This is a genomic window from Xanthobacter dioxanivorans (genome assembly GCF_016807805.1).
GTDB lineage: Bacteria > Pseudomonadota > Alphaproteobacteria > Rhizobiales > Xanthobacteraceae > Xanthobacter > Xanthobacter dioxanivorans.
Genome location: NZ_CP063362.1, coordinates 5,467,896 through 5,486,300, shown reverse-complemented (window position 1 = coordinate 5,486,300; position 18,405 = coordinate 5,467,896). Strand labels below are relative to the sequence as shown.

Annotated in this window: 15 protein-coding genes and 1 tRNA gene; 6 read left to right on the top strand and 10 right to left on the bottom strand. The window is 70.1% G+C overall.

The genetic code is table 11. From position 1 onward, the window contains the following. The first annotated feature begins 143 nt into the window (after positions 1–143). Positions 144–3,059 (top strand): autotransporter family protein, encoded by a 2,916-nt coding sequence (locus tag EZH22_RS25585; protein ID WP_231711150.1) that lies wholly within the window; start codon positions 144–146, stop codon positions 3,057–3,059. 32 nt (positions 3,060–3,091) lie between these two features. Beyond that, complete coding sequence (locus tag EZH22_RS31495; protein ID WP_210352042.1) at positions 3,092–3,331, top strand: hypothetical protein; 240 nt, start codon at positions 3,092–3,094, stop codon at positions 3,329–3,331. Here EZH22_RS31495 and EZH22_RS25575 read toward each other — a convergent pair. Together EZH22_RS25575 and EZH22_RS25570 are read right to left on the bottom strand one after the other, a co-directional pair. Further along, positions 3,220–3,453, bottom strand: coding sequence for an Arm DNA-binding domain-containing protein (locus EZH22_RS25575; protein WP_408647646.1), 234 nt, complete (start codon positions 3,451–3,453; stop codon positions 3,220–3,222). The genes EZH22_RS31495 and EZH22_RS25575 overlap by 112 nt on opposite strands. A gap of 163 nt (positions 3,454–3,616) precedes the next feature. Beyond that, positions 3,617–3,692: transfer RNA gene (locus EZH22_RS25570), tRNA-Ile, on the bottom strand. A 156-nt stretch (positions 3,693–3,848) separates the two neighbouring features. Between EZH22_RS25570 and EZH22_RS25565 the strand changes: the two genes are divergently transcribed. Then, entirely contained in the window at positions 3,849–4,577 is a 729-nt protein-coding gene (locus tag EZH22_RS25565) for an SIMPL domain-containing protein (protein WP_203193187.1), read from the top strand. 263 nt (positions 4,578–4,840) lie between these two features. After that, entirely contained in the window at positions 4,841–6,019 is a 1,179-nt protein-coding gene (locus EZH22_RS32060; protein WP_231711149.1) for an NUDIX hydrolase, read from the top strand. 38 nt (positions 6,020–6,057) lie between these two features. On the opposite strand, the gene EZH22_RS25555 is transcribed toward EZH22_RS32060, so the two are convergent. The 3 genes from EZH22_RS25555 to EZH22_RS25545 all read right to left on the bottom strand — a co-directional run bounded on the left by EZH22_RS25555 (position 6,058) and on the right by EZH22_RS25545 (position 9,404). Continuing rightward, a complete protein-coding gene (locus EZH22_RS25555; protein ID WP_203193186.1) occupies positions 6,058–6,855 on the bottom strand; it encodes a DUF2189 domain-containing protein in 798 nt (265 codons plus the stop codon). Positions 6,856–6,994: 139 nt separating this feature from the next. Further along, entirely contained in the window at positions 6,995–8,836 is a 1,842-nt protein-coding gene (gene glsA, locus EZH22_RS25550) for a glutaminase A (protein WP_203193185.1), read from the bottom strand. 97 nt (positions 8,837–8,933) lie between these two features. Then, a complete protein-coding gene (locus EZH22_RS25545) occupies positions 8,934–9,404 on the bottom strand; it encodes an Lrp/AsnC family transcriptional regulator (RefSeq protein ID WP_203193184.1) in 471 nt (156 codons plus the stop codon). A gap of 162 nt (positions 9,405–9,566) precedes the next feature. Between EZH22_RS25545 and putA the strand changes: the two genes are divergently transcribed. Further along, on the top strand, positions 9,567–13,247 hold the full coding sequence (gene putA, locus EZH22_RS25540) for a bifunctional proline dehydrogenase/L-glutamate gamma-semialdehyde dehydrogenase PutA (protein ID WP_203196769.1): 3,681 nt from the start codon (positions 9,567–9,569) through the stop codon (positions 13,245–13,247). A gap of 35 nt (positions 13,248–13,282) precedes the next feature. Here the strand turns inward: putA and EZH22_RS25535 are convergent, their stop codons facing one another. Further along, a complete protein-coding gene (locus EZH22_RS25535; RefSeq protein WP_203193183.1) occupies positions 13,283–13,540 on the bottom strand; it encodes a cysteine rich repeat-containing protein in 258 nt (85 codons plus the stop codon). Positions 13,541–13,799: 259 nt separating this feature from the next. Then, positions 13,800–14,726, bottom strand: a complete 927-nt coding sequence (gene ltnD, locus EZH22_RS25530) for an L-threonate dehydrogenase (protein ID WP_203196768.1) — start codon at positions 14,724–14,726, stop codon at positions 13,800–13,802. Between the two features lie 285 nt (positions 14,727–15,011). Here ltnD and otnC point away from each other — a divergent pair, with 285 nt between their 5' ends. After that, positions 15,012–15,707: a 3-oxo-tetronate 4-phosphate decarboxylase gene (otnC, locus tag EZH22_RS25525; protein ID WP_203193182.1), complete on the top strand. Its 696-nt coding sequence runs from the start codon at positions 15,012–15,014 to the stop codon at positions 15,705–15,707. Between the two features lie 62 nt (positions 15,708–15,769). On the opposite strand, the gene EZH22_RS32455 is transcribed toward otnC, so the two are convergent. The 3 genes from EZH22_RS32455 to EZH22_RS25510 form a co-directional block, all read right to left on the bottom strand. After that, complete coding sequence (locus EZH22_RS32455; RefSeq protein ID WP_203193181.1) at positions 15,770–16,801, bottom strand: polysaccharide deacetylase family protein; 1,032 nt, start codon at positions 16,799–16,801, stop codon at positions 15,770–15,772. A 440-nt stretch (positions 16,802–17,241) separates the two neighbouring features. Then, positions 17,242–17,583, bottom strand: coding sequence for a DUF1127 domain-containing protein (locus tag EZH22_RS25515; protein ID WP_231711148.1), 342 nt, complete (start codon positions 17,581–17,583; stop codon positions 17,242–17,244). Between the two features lie 236 nt (positions 17,584–17,819). Next, positions 17,820–18,152 carry a hypothetical protein gene (locus EZH22_RS25510; RefSeq protein ID WP_203193180.1) on the bottom strand — a complete coding sequence of 111 codons (333 nt, stop codon included), beginning with the start codon at positions 18,150–18,152 and terminating at the stop codon, positions 17,820–17,822. Between the last annotated feature and the right edge of the window lie 253 nt (positions 18,153–18,405).

Below are 18,405 nucleotides of genomic sequence, written 5' to 3'. Positions count from 1 at the left end.
CCACCCGTGGCCTGCGCAGGGATTGCTCCGGAGAAATAAGATCAAAATGTGACATAGCTATTCCAGCTACCTCTGGATAGCCTGCCTGTGCCCTGAGCCGGGGCGAGGGGCATCTCATGAAAATTCGATCGTTTTTTTGCGACGTGTCGCGGACACGCGCGCTCGGGCTCGTCGCCATAGGCCTGGGCGCCGGCAGCCTGGGGCAAGGCGCGCTGGCCGACCCCCTGCCGTCTTCGTCCACGACCTATCAAACGCTGAATTACGGGACGACCGGGACGTTCCTCACCGGCATTCGCGGCGACAACATTGTCGGCAACTATACCATTCCTGGCACCACCGAGACCGGCGGCCTCTACTACAACATGACCAGCCAGACCTGGTCGCCTATGCCGGAAGCCACCGACAACGGCGCCAACTATCCCGGCGCCATAGGCTCGTCGCCCTACGGGCCGAGTTTCGGAACCCCCGGCGGCATCCTGCGCGTGGTGGGCAGCTACCAGACCGAAACGTCGGCCCCGTACGACCTCAGCTATCTTTACGACGCCGCCGCGGCGCCGGGGCAGACGCTGACACCGCTGGCCTATCCGGGCACCGACACGCTCTACACCATTGCCCACAGCAACTTCGGCAACCAGGTGGTCGGCGACTACGACACCCGGCTCGCGACCGGCAACGCCTTCATCTACAATATCGACACAAAAACCTATATTACCAACAATATACCAGGCGCCGTCAGCACCACCGCCTATGGCATCTACGGCGACAAGATCGCCGGCGGCTACGGCGAGGTCGAGGTCGGCGGCGGGCTCCACGCCGAGCACGGCTACATCTACGACCAGACCACCGGCACCTATGAAACCTACGACCACCCCGGTGCCGTCGCGACCCATTTCGAGGGTATCACCGGGGCCGGCCGCTCCGGCGAGTACAACCTCGTCACCAACTGGGTGTCGGCGGACGGCGTGGTGCATCCCGCGGTCATGCATATCGACGCCCTCGGCGTCGTGACCTGGTACGAGATCGACATTCCCGGTGCCGTCGTGTCGTCCAACTCGGCCTATGGCGACAATGTCGTCGGCATCTATGTCTCCACCGAGGGCGGCACGACCACCATAAACGGTTTCATCGCCACCATTCCGGGCATGTACAACCCGATCCGCAACACCGGAACGCTGAACTTCGCGACCGACAATGCCGCCGCTTTGTCAGGTCTGAAGGGCGACGACATCATCAACAGCGGCACCATCCATGTCACCGGCAATGGCGGCATCGGCATGCGTGGCGAGACCTATGGCGTGCTGACCAACAAAGGCACCATCACCGCCACCGGCATCGCCGGGGCAGCGGTGGAGTTGCATGGCACCTACGGCACCTTCCTGAACTACGGCACCCTGCAGACCACGGTCGAGGCCGATGCCCTGCGCACGGGCCCGGACAGCCACGGCACCGTGATCGTGAACACGGGCATCGTCGATGGCCGGCTGGCCGCGACGGCGGGGACGGACAAGAGATTCGAGAACGCCGGCTGGCTCGGCGTGAGCGGCACCGGCCCGACAATCACCCACCTCTTCAGCGGCATCTTCGTGCAGACCACGACGTGCACCTACGCGGCGCGCGTGACGGATGAGGGCAGCGACGTCCTGGAGGTGACGGGCACCGTACGGCTCTCCGGCACGCTGCAGGCGTCCTTCCTCGACACGAGCTTCGCCCCGACCACAACGCTTATCGTTGCGACCGACGGCATCACCGGCACCTTCGACCACGTGGTCACCCCCGGCCTGCCGGCTCTGTTCGATGCGAGCGTGGCCTATGCGCCGACCGCGGTGACCATGACGGTCGCCGCCGATCTCGCCGGCAAGGCGGGGAACACGCCGAACCAGCGCGCGGTCGGCGGTGCGCTCGATCGCCTCATCAACACCACCACCGACGGCCTGCTGACGACCCTTCCGACGGCGCTCAGCCCGCTCTACGGCCTTACCGTGGCGGAGCTGCCCGGCGCGCTCACCGCCCTCTCCGGCGAGGCCTATGCCAGCGCGCAGACGGTTCTCTTGGGCGACAGCGCATACAGCCGCGACGCTTTGCTGGGACGCCTGCGCCAGGGCTCCTATGCCGGCCAGGGCGGCCCGACGGCCGCGCTCGGCTTCGGCGGGCCCGCGCTCGCCTATGCCGCGCCGACCGCCTCCGGCGTGCCGTTCCCGACCAAGGCGCAGCCTTCCGCCGAGCCCGCGTTCAACGGCACCATCTGGGCGCAGGCATTCGGCGGGTGGAGCGCCTATGGCGGCGGCCGCGACGCCGCCGACGTCGATGCCAGCATCGGAGGTGTCATCTCCGGCGCCGATGTCAAGGTCGAGAACTGGATGCTTGGCGCGGCGGTCGGCTACACGCACTCCAGTGCGCAAATGGATGCGCTGGCGAGCCAATCCGACACCGACAGCATGCTGGTCGCGCTCTATGCGGGCACCAGTTCCGGGCCCTGGAAGCTGCGCCTCGCCGCCAGCTACGCCTTCAACCAGATCGACGCTTCGCGCACCATCGCCTATCCCGGTTTCTTCCAGCGGGCGAACGCCGATTATTCCGGCGGGACCGGGCAGGTGTTCGCAGAACTCGGTTACGGCTTCGCCGTCCAGCACCTGGCGCTGGAACCCTTCGCGGGCCTCGCCTACGTCCATTTGAGCACCGACGGCTTCACCGAGACCGGCGCCTCGGCCGGCCTGACCGGCGCGTCCAACGCGATGGGCGTCGGCTATTCCTCGCTCGGCCTCCGGCTGGCGACCACCGTGGAGCTGTCACGCGGCGTGGCGCTGGAGCCCAATGCCTCGGTCGCCTGGCAATATGCCTTCGGCGACCTCACACCCGATGCCCAGCTCGCCTTCCTTAGCGTCCCGAGCGCGAACTTCACCGTCGCCGGCGTGCCGCTGGCGCAAAACACCGCGCTGGTGAAGGCGGGCGCCGACCTGCGCATCGGCGAACAGGTCCGCCTCGGCATGGCCTATGTCGGCCAGTTCGCAGACAGCGTGACGGTCAATGCCGTCCAGGCCAACCTGGCGTGGCGCTTCTAGCGGGTCGAGTGGGGGATGCGGAGATCCCTGCCGTGACCGACGGCGTCGGTCACCGGCTGATGCACCCGTCCCCCGCCGCACCGGCGGTCGCTGGGCCGCCCCATCATCTGGCACAGCGCGAAGATGCGGCCGCATTCCACCGGGGCATTCCGATAGGAGATCAGGAACAGCTCGCCCTGCGCCGGCTGGTGGTCGGCCAGGTCCACCACGGCGAACTCGCCGCGGTGCAGGTGCCGAGAGCCAGCGCCTTCTGCTTTCCCCCAAATCGGTAGTTAAGGCGCCAGTACCGGGCCCCCTCGGGCTTCACCAGCAGGTATAGGCCGCCCCCGTCCGTGAGCTTGTATGGCTTCTCGCGCCCCTTCGCGCTTCTGGCGGCAGTGTCGGTCAGGGGCATGTTGGTATCTCAAAGAGGGTAGGAAAATCTGACCCTCAAAAATACCAACAAATTTTTCGGACGCCAACGCGCCTCAGTGAACGCCAGCGGCGCGTGAGAATGCGGAGTAGCTTGATTTCGCTTGGTATATGCGAACCGTCCCGAACCACGGCGAGCAGGAATTTGGTGGGCCCGGCAGGACTCGAACCTGCAACCAGACCGTTATGAGCGGTCAGCTCTGACCATTGAGCTACGGGCCCTGCGGCGAGTGGGGCTTCCCGCGCGGCGCAGGGCATGCTCTAGCAATCTCGCGCAGCGTGAACAACCGCAGATCTCGCCGCATCCGCCAGGGCGGCTGCCGCAATGGCGCCGTGTTCGCGGCGTCGTCTCCCGGCCTTGCCCATGGGGAGAAGATCATGCGTCAAACCTCGTTCCGCCGCTCCTATCCGCTCGGTCGCCTGCTGGCTGGGGCGCTCGCGGCGGCCATCGTCTTCGCCGTTCCGGCCGGCGCAGCGACACTGACGGTGGTGGGCGAGGCCCGGGTCACCGCGGCGCCGGACATGGCGGTGCTGTCCACAGGCACCGTGACCACGGCCAAGACCGCCGATGACGCCCTCGGCGCGAATTCGAAGGCCGTCGCCGCGGTGATCGAGACCCTCAAGGCGGCCGGCATCGCGGCCTCCGACATCGCCACCGCGAATTTCTCCGTCCAGCCGCAATATTCCTACCCGCAGCAGGGCTCGCGGGAAGCGCCGAAGCTCATGGGCTTCGAGGTGCGCAATTCCGTGCGCGTCACCGTCCGCAGCCTCGATTCGCTCGGCGCCCTGCTCGACCGGGTGGTCCAGTCCGGCGCGAACCAGGCCTCCGGGCTGACGTTCGCCCTGTCTGATCCGGCGAAGCTCCAGCGCGAGGCGCAGATTGCGTCGGTGAAGGAGGGGATGGACCAGGCGAAGGCGCTCGCCGCCGCGGCCGGATTGCGCCTCACCCGGATCACCAGCATCCAGCCCGAGGGCCAGAGCATGCCCATCCTGCCGCAGCCCATGATGATGAAGGCCGACATGGCGCGCGCGCCGGTGCCGGTGGAGGCGGGCGAGATCGAGGTGCGGGCGCGCACCGTCATTGTCTACGAGGTCGAACCGCTCTGAGCGGCGGCCGGATGCGGCTGCCGGGTCGAGGCGACGGCCGATCGCCGCCTCCGGGAGGCGGCAGCGGGCCGGCAGGAGGGCGCCCTGTCAAGGCCGCAGGTTACCTGGGCTTTTGCATGTGCTAGATCAGCATCACTGTCCGATTCATGTTTCCGCGAGAGATTCGCAAGGACGTATCGGCAGCAAGACGCGTGACGAACACTTTCAGGCCCTCCAGTCCTTCCGCAGGAACGCCCATGTCGCATCCATCGGATTGGCCAGCCATGCCGATCGCCGGTGGGAGCCCGGGCCGGCGGGTGCAGTATGCTGCCCTGCCGTATCGGGTGCGGCGCGACGGTGAAGTGCAGATCCGCCTCATCACCTCGCGCGAGACCCGGCGCTGGGTCCTTCCCAAGGGCTGGCCGATGAAGGGCCTGTCACCGCCCAAGGCTGCGGCGCGCGAATGCTACGAGGAGGCCGGGCTCATGGGCGTGATCGCCCGCGAGCCCTTCGGCATGTACACCTATGAGAAGCGGCTCGGCACGCGCTCGGTGCTGTGCGACGTGCTGGTGTTTCCGCTGAAGGTGAAGCGGCATCTCCAGAAGTGGCCGGAGCGGTTCCAGCGGCACGGCTTCTGGTTCTCCGTCGACAGCGCGGCGGGAGCCGTGCAGGAGGAGGATCTCTGCCTGCTCATCCGGGCCTTCGGCGACGTCATGGCCCGCCGGTGGGAGGCGAAGCTCCAGGCGGCCGCGGACAAGCCGCGGAAGGAAAAGCCGGCGTCGGAAAAGCCGGTGAAGGAGAAGGCCGCCAAGGAGAAGGCCGTCAAAGACAAGGCGGCGAAGGAAAAGGTTGCCGGGGAGAAGGCGGCGCCCGACGAGGCGCCCGGCGCATCGGAAGAAGGCGTCCCACGGGGGAAGGCGCAGAAGCCGGCCAAGGCCAAGTCCGCGAAGGGGCGGAAGGCGCCGCCCTTGCCCGTCGAGGCGGAAAGCGATCCCGGCCTGCCGGCGGAGGTTGACGATCGCCGCGTGGCGGCCGAGGCCGCGGCGCGAGGCGCCGGGGGCAAGCTCGCCAAGGCATCCCGGAAGCTTGCCGCCGTGGCCGGGCCGGATACGGCCGCCGGGCGCGGGTCGCCTCTCGCGCCAGCAGAGGAGCCGGCCCGCAAGCCGCCATCAGCGAAGAAGGCGGTAGCGAGGAAGGCGGTGAAGGTCTCCGCTGCCGGTAAGGCGGCAAGCCGCAAGCAGGCGTCCCGGGCGCCCAAGGCGGCGGCTGCTTCGGTGAAGGCTGCCGCGGTGAAGGCTGCATCGGCCAAGCCGACTTCGGCCAAGCCAACCTCGGCCAAGCCAACCTCGACCAAGGCCCCCTCGGCTAGCAGTCCGCCGGCGAAGAAGCCGACGACCAAGGCGCCGCGCAGGGCATCGCCGAAGAAGACACCGTCCGGCGGGCGGAAGTCGGGTCCGGCCTGACCCCTCCGGCGCGGCCGTCCGCCCTGCGGCGCCCGGCGTCAGGCCGCCGGCGAGATCACTCTCCGATAGAGATGCCAGGTGGCGAAGCCGAGCACCGGCAGCACCACGATGAGGCCGAGGAAACACGGCGCCGCGCCGATGAAGAGCACCGCCACCACCGTCATGCCCCACGCGATCATCGGGCCGGGGCTGAGCAGCACCGCCTGGACCGAAGTGATCATCGCCGTCACCACGTCGAGGTCGCGGTCCATCAGCAGCGGGAAGGACACCACGGTGATGGAGAAGAGGCCGAGGGCGAGGGCGGCCCCCACCACGTGCCCGACGGCGAGGAAGCTCAGCCCGTCGGAGGTGGTGAACAGCACCCGCATGAATTCCTGCATGGTGCCGAAGGAGGCAAAGCCCAGGAACAGCGCCAGCAGCAGCCGCACCTGATACATCCAGATGATGAAGGCGAAGATGGTGACGAAGGCCATCCAGCCCAGTTCCCGCTTGCGCTGGGCGAAGACCGTGGACAGCACCCCGCGCAGGGTGGGCGTGCGGCCCGCCTCCAGTTCCCGGCTCACGTCGTAGAGGCCGGCCGCCACGAACGGGCCGATGAGCACCGAGCCGGCGAACAGGGGATAGGCGAGATAGCCGAGGTCGAGGGCGAAGACGCAGGCGAGCAGGATGATGCCGCCGAAGGCATAAACCGCGCCGAACAGGGCGCCGATGACCGGTGCCCGGTTGAAGTCCTCCACCCCCTCCAGCAGCGCCGCCTTCACGTCGGCGAATGTGATGGCGCGGATGGTGGGGGCGACGTGCACCGCGCCCGCCGGCCGTTCGAGGATATCCGCCATGTCTTCGCTCCCTGCGCGGTCGTGGGGGCCCTTGTCTTTGAGGGCCCTCCTGTTTGCCGAGAGAGTGCGGGCGGCGGCCGGGCTTGTAAAGGCCGACCTGAGATGTAGGAGCCGAGCCGGCTGCGGATAGAGCCGGGTCCTAGCCGGTGAGCATCTCGATCCGCGCCGTGGCCATGCGGATGCGCGCGGCGAGCAGCACCGCGAGGTTGCGGATGATGCGGCTGGCGGCGCGGGTGTTGGCTTCCTCGAACGTGCGGAACGCTTCCACGCCGAGCTCGAGGCACACCACCTCGGTCTCGGCGAAGACGTCCGCCGCCCGGGCCTCCTCGATGAGGGCGAGCTCGCCGAAGGCCATTCCCGGAATGAGGGTGGCGAGGCGCACGTCGTTGGCGGCACGCGCGCTCACCATGCCGCGCAGGAGAAAGAAGACCTTGGCCGGGGGCTCGCTCGCCGAGATGATGCGGGCGCCCTGATCGAACGTGACCCGGGTGCCGAGGCGGGACAGATCGGAAATCTCCTGCAGCGAAAGGCCCGCGAGCAGGGACTGCCCGGCGAGGTCGGCCTCGACCCCCACCTGCGAGAAGCCGCCGTGGCGGTAGACGATCTGGTCTTCCGCCCATTCCACCGCGGCGTCGTAGGTGGGGAAGATGCGCACCCGAACGCCCTGGTCCCTCAGCGCCTTGAGCTGAGGCGCTACGGGGGAGGATCCCTCCACTCCGGCGATCACCGCCGTGGTTCCGGCCGGCAGCTGGTTGCGGATGAGGCCGATGAACAGGCTGAGCCCGGCGTCGGTGATGGTGGAGACGCGGTGCAGGTTGAGGATCAGGAATTCCGGTACCCCCGCGGGATCGGTCAGGCGGCGGGTGACATAGTCCATGGTGGCGAAGGAGAGCTGGCCGGAGAGCTCCAGCACCCGGATGGCGCCGGAGCGCGCGGCGAGGATCTCCTGCGCCTTGGTCTGGCGGCCGGGCCGGGGCGGCACGGTGCGGAAGTCGTAGTCTGCCACCACCGCGGTGCGCACGTCGCCGCGGCGGGACAGCATGTGCAGGTCGAAGGATTCCGACATGGCGGCGCAGGTGCGGATGCCGCGCACGCTGTTGCCGTGGGCGTCGAGGCGGGGCGAGAAGATGCCGAGGCCGAGCTGGGAGGGCAGCGCCGCGACGATGCCGCCGCCGACTCCGCTCTTCGCCGGCAGGCCGACGCGATAGATCCACTCGCCGGCGAAGTCGTACATCCCGGACGAGCTCATCACCGCCAGCGTGCGGGCCACCGCATAGTTGGACGCCACCACCTGTCCGGTCACCGGGTTGACGCCGTGATTGGCGAAGGTGGCGCCCATCACTGCGAGGTCGCGGGCGGTGACGAGTATGGAGCACTGGCGGAAATAGGTGTCGAGGATCAGGTCCACGTCGCCGCGCACGCCGCCATAGGTGCGCAGGAGATAGGCGATGGCGCGGTTGCGGTCGCCGGTGGCGCGCTCGGACTGGAAGACCGCGTCGTCCACGTCCAGCGTGCGCCCGGCGAAGGCGCCGAGCGCGGCGCGGATCATCTCGAACGCCGCCTCCCCCGTGGCTTCGGAGATCAGCCCGCAGCAGGCGATGGCGCCGGCATTCACCATGGCGTTGAACGGCTTGTTGTCGGCCCGCAGGCGAATGGAGTTGAACGCTTCCCCGCTCGGCTCCACGCCGATGGTCGCCTCCACGTGCTCCGCCCCCAGCGTGTCGAGGGCGAGGGCGTAGACGATGGCCTTGGAGATGGACTGGATGGTGAAGGGAACGCCGGTGTCACCGGTCTCGTAGACGTGGCCGTCGGTGGTCGCGACGGCGATGCCGAAGTGGTCGGGGTCCGCCTTTCCCAGCTCGGGGATGTAGGAGGCGACCTCGCCCTCATCGAGTGGGCCGAACCGTGCGTGGGTTTCCTTCAGGAAGCGCAGCAGGGGCGTTTCGAGGGAAGGCGTGGGGGAGGGAGGAAGAATCGACACGGCGCGGCTCCGGAGCACGGGGCCCAGTGAAGGCGCGTGCGCCGCAGTTTGCAATGCGGCATGCGGCAGGAGCCGCCGCGCCGCAAGGGATGGCCGCTCACGCCACCTCGTCCTTCACCGGCTCCATGACCACGTAGGTGGAGGTGCTCGCCACGTGCGGCAGGCTGGAGATCTTCTCGCCCAGCACCTCGCGGTAGCGGCGGATGTCGCGGGTGCGCACCTTGAGCAGGTAGTCGAACGGCCCCGCGATCATGTGGCAGGCCTCCACCTCCTTGATCTTCAGCACCGCCGCGTTGAAGGCAGAGAGCGCCCGCTCGGTGGTCTCGGAGAGCTTCACCTCGGTGAAGGCGATGTGGTCGAGGCCGAGTTTCACCGGGTCGAGCACGGCGCGGAAGCCGCGGATGTAGCCCTCGTCCACCAGCCGCTTCAGCCGCGCCTGGCAGGGGCTGCGCGACAGGCCGACCACGCCCGCCAGATCGGTCACCGACATGCGCCCGTCCTGCGCCAGCGCGGCGATGATCTTCGTATCGAAGGAGTCGATTTGGCTGTCGATATGGGAACTATCCATCGAAGTGATCCAAAATCCGCAGATATTTAAGCCATTATGCAGAATGGATGAAAGCCGAAAAGGCGAAACGCCTGCCTTCGTCGATTTATCATGTCGGAAATCGCCGAAACCGTCCCGCGCGCCGCCGATCCGCCCGCCGGGACCGAAAGGGGGACCGACATCATGGCCACCGCCGCCCTGCGCCCCGCGCCGCCGCCCGCCGCCGCGCCGCTCTTCGACGCCTTCGCCCCGGCCGCCGGGCCGCGCTGCGCCCTGCGCGCGGCGATCACCGCGGCGCACCGGCTGCCGGAGCGCGCCTGCGTCGCCGCGCTTCTCTCCCCGGCACGCCTGCCGGAAGCCAGCCGCGCCGCCGTGGCCCGGCGGGCTCGCGATCTCGTCACCCGCCTGCGCGCCAAGCCGCGCGGATCGGCGGTGGCGGAGCTGGTGCACGAATATGCCATCTCCAGCCGCGAGGGCGTCGCCCTCATGTGCCTCGCTGAGGCCCTGCTGCGCATCCCGGACACGGCCACCCGCGACGCGCTGATCCGCGACAAGATCGGCGCCGGCGACTGGCAATCGCATCTCGGCGGCGGGCGTTCGCTGTTCGTGAACGCCGCCACCTGGGGCCTCCTGATCACCGGCCGGCTCGCCGCGCCCGACGATGCCGGGGGGCTTTCGGCGGCGCTCACCCGCCTCGTGGCGCGCTGCGGGGAGCCGGTCATCCGCCGCGCGGTGGACATGGCCATCGGTCTCATGGGCGAGCAGTTCGTCATGGGTCGCACCATCGAGGAGGCGCTGGCCCGCAGCCGCCGGCGCGAGGCGCAGGGCTTCGGCTTCTCCTTCGACATGCTCGGCGAGGCGGCCATGACCGCGGCCGATGCCGATCGCCATTTCGCCGCCTATGGCGCCGCCATCGCGGCCATCGGCGCGGCTTCGGCGGGACGCGGGGTGCTCGGCGGGCCGGGCATCTCGGTGAAACTGTCGGCGCTCCATCCGCGCTACGCCCGGGCCCAGGCCGAGCGGGTGATGGGCGAGCTCTTGCCGCGCCTCGCCGACCTGGCGCTGCTGGCGCGGCGCCACGACATCGGCCTCAACATCGATGCCGAGGAGCAGGACCGGCTCGAAATCTCCCTCGACCTCATGGAAGCCCTGTGCGCCCATCCGGGGCTGGCCGGCTGGAACGGCCTCGGCTTCGTGGTGCAGGCCTTCGGCAGGAGGTGCCCGGCGGTCATCGACTTTCTCGTGGACCTCGCCCGCCGCACCGATCGCCGCCTCATGGTGCGCCTGGTGAAGGGCGCCTATTGGGATGCCGAGATCAAGCGCGCGCAGGTGGACGGGCTGGACGACTTCCCCGTCTTCACCCGCAAGGTGCACACGGACCTGTGCTACATCGCCTGCGCCCGCAAGCTGCTGGATGCGCGCGACGCGGTGTTCCCCCAGTTCGCCACCCACAATGCCCAGACCGTCGCCACCATCTGGGAGCTGGCGGGCCCGGATTTCCGTGTGGGCGACTACGAATTCCAGTGCCTCCACGGCATGGGCGAACAGCTCTACGAGGAGGTGGTGGGCGAGGCGCCGCGCGGGCGCCCCTGCCGCATCTATGCTCCCGTCGGCACCCACGAGACGCTGCTCGCCTATCTGGTACGGCGGCTCTTGGAGAACGGGGCCAACTCCTCCTTCGTGCACCGCATCGCCGACGAGAGGGTGCCGGTGGAGGAACTGGTCGCCGATCCGGCCGAGGTGATCGCCGCCATGGCCGATCCCGGCGCACCGAGCGAGACCATCGCCGCCCCCCGCGCCCTCTATGGCGCGCGCGCCAACTCGGCGGGGCTGGATCTGGCCAGCGACGGCGTGCTCGCCGCTTTGGCGCCGGTCCTGCGTGCCAGCGTGGCGACGCCGTGGCGGGCGGCTCCAGCGGTCGGTGCTGGTCCGGCGCGCCGCGTGCGCAATCCGGGCGATCACCGCGACATGGTGGGCGAAGTGCGCGAGGCGCTGCCGCACGAGGTCGCGTGGGCCGTGGCCGCTGCCGCCGCGGCGGCGCCCGGCTGGGCCGCGCGCCCGGCGTCGGAACGCGCCGCGCCGCTCCTCGCTGCCGCCGACATGCTGGAGGTGCAGATGCCGCATCTGCTCGGCCTCATCATGCGCGAGGCCGGCAAGTCCGCCGCCAACGCCGTGGCCGAGGTGCGCGAGGCGGTGGATTTCCTGCGCTATTATGCCGGCGAGGCCACGGCGCGCCTCACCCCGGCGCATCGCCCGCTCGGGCCGGTCGCCTGCATCAGCCCGTGGAACTTTCCCCTCGCCATCTTCACCGGGCAGGTGGCGGCGGCGCTGGCGGCGGGCAATGCGGTGCTGGCCAAGCCGGCGGAAGAGACGCCGCTGATCGCCGGCGAGGCGGTGCGCCTGCTGCATGCGGCGGGCATTCCCGGCGACGTGCTCCAGCTCCTGCCCGGCGACGGCGTGGTGGGCGCGGCGCTGGTCGCGGCGCCCGAGGTGGCGGGGGTGATGTTCACCGGCTCGACGGAGGTGGCGCGCGCCATCGCCGGCGTGCTCGCCGGCCGCCTCACCCCCGACGGCCGGCTGGTGCCGCTGATCGCCGAGACCGGCGGGCAGAACGCCATGATCGTGGATTCCTCCGCTCTGCCCGAGCAGGTGGTGGCGGACGTGATCGCCTCCGCCTTCGACAGCGCCGGCCAGCGCTGCTCGGCCCTGCGCGTGCTGTGCCTGCAGGAGGAGGTGGCCGACACCGTGCTCGCCATGCTCAAGGGCGCCATGGACCAGCTGGAGGTGGGCCGCACCGACCGGCTGAGCGTGGACGTGGGCCCGGTCATCACCGAAGCAGCGCGGGCCGGCATCGCCGCCCATGTGGAGGCCATGGCGGCGAAGGGGTTCGAGATCCATCGCCTGCCGCTGCCGGCGGCGACGGCATGCGGCACCTTCGTCGCGCCCACCCTGATCGAGATCGCCGCCATGGCGGACGTTGAGCGGGAGGTGTTCGGCCCGGTGCTGCACGTGCTGCGCTGGCGGCGGGCGGACCTGCCTCGCCTCATCGCGGACATCAACGCCACCGGCTACGGCCTCACCTTCGGCCTGCACAGCCGGGTCGACAGCACCGTCGCCGAGGTGACGCGGCAGGTGGCGGCGGGCAACCTCTATGTGAACCGCAACATGATCGGCGCGGTGGTGGGGGGGCAGCCCTTCGGCGGACGGGGGCTCTCCGGCACCGGCCCGAAGGCGGGCGGGCCGCTCTATCTGGGCCGGCTGGTGACCGGCCCGCAATTCGCGGTGGGTTCCGGCGCCGCTGATCCGGCGGCGGGCGCATTCGCCGACTGGCTGGCGGCGCGGGGACGGGCGGAGGACGCGGCGGCCGTGCGCGCGTTCGCGGCCGGGGTATCGCTGGGCTGCGTCCTCGATCTGCCGGGGCCGGTGGGCGAGCGCAACACCTATGAGCTGCGCCCGCGCGGCACGCTGCTGCTGCTTCCGAAGACCGAAACCGGCCTCTGGCGCCAGGTCGGCGCCGCCTTGGCCACCGGCAACCGCATGGTGGTGGATGCCCCGGACGCGCTGACCGTCCCTGTCGCCCGCCTGCCGCGGCCGGTGGTGGCGCGCATGACCGTGGGGCACGCCGGGAGCGGGGCGGCGTCCTTTGCCGCGGCGCTGGTGGAAGGGGAGGGGGCCGAGCTGACGGCGGCGGCGCTGCGCATCGCCGCCTTGCCCGGCCCGGTGGTGCCGATCCACGCGGCCAGCCCCGCCGAAGCCGCCGCGACGCCTTTCGCCTGGCCCGCCAACCTGCTGCTGGAGGAGGTGTCGGTCTCGGTGAACACCGCGGCGGCCGGCGGCAATGCCAGCCTCATGGCCATGGCCTGAGGCTGCGCCTCAGGCCCGCGACTCCAATCTCGGCCTCACTGCTTGCGCAGGCCGGTGGCAAGCGCCGAAAGGCTCGCCTGACAGGGCGGGGTGACCTCCGCCTTGTGCTCCTTGAGGCACGAGAGGATGCGTCCGCCACCGGGCTGGACGCCGTTGCAAAGCTTCTTCACGTCCGCCTCGCAGGCGGTGCGCAGGGCCTGGGCCTGCTGGGGATCGACGCTCTGCGCGCCGGCGGCGGAGGCGAGGGCGAAAAGAGGCAGGGCGAACAGCGCGGCACGGGTCACGTGGAACATGGAAGGTCTCCTTTTACCGACGTCCTCGGTTCGGGACCGAGGCCGGAAGGGGGGCGCTCAGGCGCCGCCCGGGCTCGTCGTAAAAGCCAACGGACAGGAAAGCCAGTATCCAGGAAAGCCAGCGGACAAGGCTCGCCGCCCACGGCGCCGCACCCGCCGCGGGGGCGGCGGGTCTACAAATCTCAATCTATCTCGCGATTGCGACGAGTTTCCGGGCGGACCACATCACCCGAAGGCATCCGGCGCGGTCCGCCCGCGCTCACATCCCCGGCAGCCTGGTGCCGGTGATCCGGGCATAGAGCCGGGCGAGGGACGCGTCGTCGTCCTGGCCCATGCCGGCCCCGGAGGCGGCGAGAAACATCTGCAGGGCGGCGGCGGAGACCGGCACCGGGAACTTGGCGCTGCGCGCCATGTCCTGGATGATGCCGAGGTCCTTGACGAAGATGTCCACCGCGCTCCGCGGGGCATAGTCGCCGTCGAGCACGTGGGGCATGCGGTTCTCGAACATCCAGCTGTTGCCGGCGGACGCCGTGATCACCTCGTACACCTTGCGGATGTCGAGGCCCTGCCGCGCGGCGAACGCGATGGCCTCGCAGGCGGCGGCGATGTGAACGCCGGCGAGCAGCTGGTTGATCATCTTGAACGCCGCGCCCGCGCCGGGGGCGTCGCCGAGCTCGTAGAGCTTCGCGGCCATGGCGTCGAGCGCCGGGCGCGCCTTGGCGAAGGCGGCAGGGCTGCCCGAGGCCAGGATGGTCAGCGCCCCTTCCGCCGCCCGCTGCGCGCCGCCGCTGATGGGCGCATCGAGATAATGCCGTCCGCCCGCCTCCAGCCGGGCGGCGAGGCTGCGGGCGACGTCCGGATCCATGGTGGCGCAGGAGATGAAGACGGAGCCTTCCGGCAGCGTCTCGGCGACGCCGCCGGAACCGAACAGGATGGCCTCCGTCTGCGCGGCGTTCACCACCACGCTCACCACGTGGTCGGCGCCCTTTGCCACCTCCGCCGGGGTCGCGGCGCCGCGCCCGCCCGCCGTGGCGAAGCGCTCCACGCTGGCGGCGCTGACGTCGCAGCCGGCGACATCAAGGCCGGCGCGCAAGAGCGAGAGGGCCATGCCGAAGCCCATGGAGCCGAGTCCCACGATGCCGGTGCGCCCGGCGGAGCGGGATGGCGTTTCCCCGTTGTCTGTCATGTTCCCATTGTTGGTCATGGGCCCGATCCCTGTTGAGCTTCCGGCGCGACCGGCCGGGCAGCCTCGAAACGCGACGAGTGAGGACGCCTTGCCGGCCAGCCTCGTGCCATCTGGCCGGAACGTGCGCCTTGCCCTTGTAGGATCGCCGTGGGATCCGATCAAATCGATTCAATGGCGCCCGGAGCACCTCCGGTATCGGCTTGAGGAAAGCCTTGCCATGCGGGGCGGCGTTCGGTTTCGTGCGGCTGGCGGGCAGAGCCGGGTGCCGGGCACGGGGAGGCGGGAATGAGCGAGACCAAACTGCGCGAGGACATCTGCCGCTTCGGCCGCTCCCTGTTCGAGCGCGGGCTGACGCCGGGGTCGTCCGGCAATGTCAGCGTGCGGCTCGACGACGGCGGCTGGCTGGTGACGCCCACCAACGCTTCCCTCGGCTTCCTCGACCCGGCCCGCCTCTCGCGCCTCGACGCGTTGGGCCGGCTGGTTTCGGGCGACGCGCCGACAAAGGAGATCCCGCTGCATTCCGCGCTCTACGAGACGCGCGGGGCGGCGCGAGCGATCGTGCACCTGCACTCCACCCATGCGGTGGCGCTGACCATGCTGCCGGAGATCGACCCCAGGGCGGCCCTGCCGCCCATGACGCCCTATTACCTCATGCGCGCCGGCCAGACGGCGTTGCTGCCCTATTTCCGGCCCGGCGACCCGGCGGTGGCGGATGCCATACGCGGCCTTGCCGGGCGCTATTCCTCGGTGCTGCTGGCCAATCACGGGCCGGTGGTGGCCGGCGATACGCTGGAGGCGGCGGTGTTCGCCACCGAGGAGCTGGAGGAGACGGCCAGGCTCTACCTGCTGCTGCGCGGCCTCAACCCGCGCTATCTCTCGCCGGCGCAGGTGGAGGACCTGGTGAGGGTCTTCGGCCTGACATTGCCGGCGCACGACCCTGACGAGGGCCACTCCCACGGGGGCCAACCCCACCATCCCTGAAACGGCTGCGGCGCCCCGCCGGGAGGGCTGGGGCACCGCATGAGGTCAGGGATCCGTTTGTGTCAGTAGACGCCGGCGTTGCGCGGCTGCGGATTTCCGGCAGCCGCCGCGGGCTTGGGAGCGGGCTTCGCGGCAGGCTTGCTTGTGTCGGGCTTGCTTGCGTCGGGCTTGGCGGCCGTGGCCGACTTCGGCTTCTGTTGCGGCTTGCCGCCCGGCAGGGCGGCGACCAGATGCGGCTTCAGCGGCTTGTCCATGGCGATCAGCTCGGACAGGGTGCCGAACTTGTAGCCCTTGGCGATCAGCTCATCGAGGACGCGCGGCATGGCGGCGACGGTGGTCGGGTAGATGTCATGCGACAGCACGATCGCGCCCGGCTTCACCTGCGCCATGATGGCGTCATGCACCTTCTGGCTGTCGCGGTCCTTCCAGTCGTTCGGGTCCACGGACCAGTTGACGACGGTGAGGCCGAACTTGTCCTCGATATAGGTGCGCAGCGTCGGCTTCATGGAGCCGTAGGGCGGCCGCAGATAGAGGGGGCGCTTGCCGGTGGCCTGGAAGATGATCTCCGAGGTGTCGCCCAGCTGCTTGTCCACCGCCGCGATATTGATGCGGGTGAGCTGCGGGTGGCTCCAGGAATGGTTGCCGATCTCGTGGCCGTCGTCGGCGATCATCTTGAGCAGCTCGGGGTGCTTGGCCGCCATGTTGCCAAGCACGAAGAAGGTCGCCTTGATGCCGCGCTCCTTGAGGACGGCGAGCAGCTTCGGCGTCGTCTCCGGGCTGGGGCCGTCGTCGAAGGTCATGGCGATGTAATTGCCGTCCACCTCGAAGGATTTGTATGTGTAGTTCTTGCGCGGGCCGGCGCTCGGCGCGGGGGCGGCCGGAGCGGGGGCGGGGGTCGGCGCGACGGCGGGGGTGACGACGGGCTTGCCCGCCTGCCCCGTCTGCGCCTGCGCGAGCTGCACCGGCTTGGTGATGGACTGCGTGGTGGCCGGGGCGTCGTCCTTCAGCGCCTGCGTCAGCATGGGGCCGACCGCGATGCCGGTGCCAGCAACACCAGCGACCAGAATTCCGGAAACGATCAGGAGCGACTTCACGAGCGCGGCTTTCCACTCTGTGGGAGCATTACAACCTACACCATCATCTCCTTTCGTGGACAAATCGTGAAGCGAAAGCGTTTCCGTTGCCTTTTTGCTGCTCTGTTGTGGCAGCCGAACACCGTTGGTTCCCGGGTGGCGGTATCGAAGGCCGGACGGTGCCGCAATTCGGACTTAGTCGCTCCGTCGGGGCGCTCGGAGGCGCGCGAAGTCAGGCGGGGAAGGGAGGCCCCGTGCCCCATCCCGGCGCGGAACACGCAACCCGCGCCGCACGGCGGCTGGGGGAACGGCGGGGGGATGCGCGAAAGGCCGGGGCTGGACCGAGCGCTGCATCTCCGTCAGCGGGCGGGGCGTCGGGCGGGCTTCGCGGGAACAGGCGGGATGTCGATGCGCAACGCCGTGGGCGGGGGGGGGAGGCCCTGCCTCACGGCGCGCATGTCTCATCGTGTGGTCGGCGAGCTCTGCCTTGGAGGGTCTGCATCGCTGCCGGGATCGGCCCTTGCTTGAGCGCCTGCGCGCACAGGCGCTTCAGGACCGCCTGTGTCAGACCGGCTGGGCCGAGCCGAGGGGCGCCGCGCGGCGGGTTCCGGGGCGGCCGTGGCGACCGTCCCGGAGGTGGCGGCCGCATCGTGGGCGATTCTGCGGATGTCCGAGCGGCTGATGCCGATGTCGGAAAGCTCGCGGTCGCTCAGGGAGGCGAGCTCCTCCGTCACGCGGCGGCGCAGCATCTCGGTGGCGAAGACCTTCTGAAGGGCAACCCACAGGGTTTGAAGGGCGAACATTGCCGTCTTCTCCTCTTGCCGCGCTCCGCGATGGAAGAGCGGATTCCGCCGCCGGGCGGATCACGCCGCCCCGGGGCCCATACTGCGATGCAGCATTCTGAAGAGAAGGTATCTTGCAATGCAGCGTAAAAGAAGCGCGCAGAATGCAGGTCAGCCCTGCCGGGAGCGTCCGGCACGTTAACCTGGCGGCAACGGATCCGGGCGTCGGCGCGTCCGCCCGGATCCGGGCTGGGCGGCTAGTTGTCGCCCTGGGACTGGGCCACGTGCTCGCGCAGCTCCTGGAGCGAGGCAAAGCGCACCACGCCATTGGGCAGGTCGGCCTGGATGGAGCCGTCGGAATACAGGGTGTAGGCCATGCCGCCGACGATCCCGGACTTGAGGATGCGCGGCTCCTCCGGCTCGGCCCGGCGCGGGGGCGGGGCGATGGCGGGCGGCTGCGGGGCTTCCGGGGCGGGGCGGGGCGGCCGCGGCGGCGGCTCGTAGCCGGTGGCGCGGGCGGCCGGGCGCGGCGCCGGCCGGGGCGACGGCTCGGCGCGGCGTTCCAGGCGCTGGCGACGGGCCTCGAGCATGGGGTCGGCCGATTCGGCGGAAGGCTCCGGCGTGGGCAGGAGCGGGGAGGGGCGGGCCGGTGCGCGCTCCGCGGCCGGGGCGGGAGGCGCCGCCTCCTCGTCCTCGGGGGCATGAGGTCTTCGACCGAGAGGCGCGGCGGCGCGGCGCGGGCCGGTCCGCGGACCTGCGCCGGGGCGGGCGCCGGCAGGGGGGCGGGGGGCGCCGCCTCCTCGTGGGCGGCGTCATGCTCGGCAAGGCCACGCTCGATGCGGA